Annotated in this window: 2 protein-coding genes; one reads left to right on the forward strand and one right to left on the reverse strand. The window is 65.5% G+C overall.

Going from position 1 to position 1,578, the window contains the following annotated elements; translation table 11 throughout:
- Positions 1-341 (reverse strand): DUF3499 family protein (locus tag WBV89_RS19810; RefSeq protein WP_423983051.1); only part of this gene is annotated, 341 nt, incomplete at its 3' end.
- Positions 342-466: 125 nt separating this feature from the next.
- Here WBV89_RS19810 and WBV89_RS19815 point away from each other — a divergent pair.
- A partial coding sequence (locus tag WBV89_RS19815) for an ATP-dependent metallopeptidase FtsH/Yme1/Tma family protein (RefSeq protein WP_423983052.1) occupies positions 467-1,578 on the forward strand: 1,112 nt, incomplete at its 3' end.

Consider the following 1,578-nt stretch of genomic DNA (forward strand, 5'->3'; position numbering starts at 1 on the left):
CGATCCGCGTGACGGTCGCACATGTCGTACATGTGCGGTTCGCGCTCGGGCGAGAGGCGATCGATCCACACCTGGGACTGGCCGTAGTGGTAGCTCAGCGTCACCGCGGCGGCATCGGAGCAACCGGTGCGTGAACATTGGCGTTCGGCGATGCTCGGTCGTTCGATCTGCGTCGAGATGTCGGGGGCGGGCCACGTCCGGCTGCGACCGATGACGACACCGTCGTCGGCTCCGGGATCGTCGCGATCGACATCGCTGTGATCGATGTCGTCGGCAGCGGCGCTGGGGGCCAAACCCCGTGCGATCTGATCGAACAGTGAAGTACCGGCCCCTGCGTCCATCCGGAAAAAGTTAAACGACCGCGATCGCGTCGTGGTGGATGGTCGGACGGCGGGGCGTGTCGGTTTCCACAATCGTTCATCGAGACCGAACGGGCAAGGTCCACAGGTGGTCGTATCATGGAGCGATGAGCAATCTGCCTCCTCCCCCACCGCCGCCGCCTCCGGGTGCGGGCCGGGGTCAGCGTCGCGGCTCGAAGTCCGACCGACCGACGCCGAAGAACAAGTTCGAGTCCGATGGCTCGGGCAAGGACGACAACGGCGATTCCAAGCCCGGTTTCCCGCGTTGGGGATGGTGGATCATCGGCCTCGTCGCGCTCGGCGCCCTCCTCGTCCCGAGCCTGTGGCCCAGCAACGACGGGACCGACTTCACCTACACCGAGTTCATCAGTGAGGTCGAGGACGGCAACGTCGAGAAGATCGAGGTGAACAAGGGTTCGGGCGGGATCACCGGCGAACTCACCAACGGTGACCAGTTCAACACCACCGCGGGCGGCGAGGCCGGCCTGTTCGAGGGCGACCAGGAGTTCCTCGAGGAGAACGGGGTGATCATCTCCTACAAGGCGCCGAGCAACAACTTCCTGCTCAACCTGCTCGGGTTCATGCTCCCGATCTTCCTGATCATCGGCTTCCTCATCTGGATGCAGCGCCGTGCGTCGGGCCAGATGGGCGGCGTGATGTCGATCGGCAAGAGCAAGGCCAAGGCCTACGACTCCAGCCGTCCGTCGACCACGTTCGACGACATCGCCGGCTACGAGGGCGTCAAGCAGGAGATCAGCGAAGTCGTCGATTTCCTGCGCTACCCCGAGCGGTTCAAGGAGATCGGCGCCCGCGTGCCCAAGGGCATGCTGCTCGTCGGCCCTCCCGGAACCGGCAAGACCCTGTTCGCACGCGCCGTCGCCGGTGAAGCCGGTGTCGGGTTCCTCTCGGTCACCGGTTCGGACTTCATGGAGATGTTCGTCGGTGTCGGCGCCAGCCGCGTCCGCGACCTCTTCCAGCAGGCTCGGCGCATGGGCAAGGCGATCATCTTCGTCGACGAGATCGACTCGATCGGGCGCAAGCGTGGTGCCGGGCTCGGCGGAGGCCACGACGAGCGCGAGCAGACCCTGAACCAGATGCTCGCCGAGATGGACGGCTTCGAGCCGTCCGAGGGCATCGTGATCATGGCTGCCACCAACCGGCCGGACATCCTCGACCCGGCGCTGTTGCGCCCCGGCCGATTCGATCGTCAGATCGTGGT

The organism is Ilumatobacter sp. (assembly GCF_049588435.1).
In the GTDB taxonomy this organism is placed as follows: domain Bacteria; phylum Actinomycetota; class Acidimicrobiia; order Acidimicrobiales; family Ilumatobacteraceae; genus Ilumatobacter_A.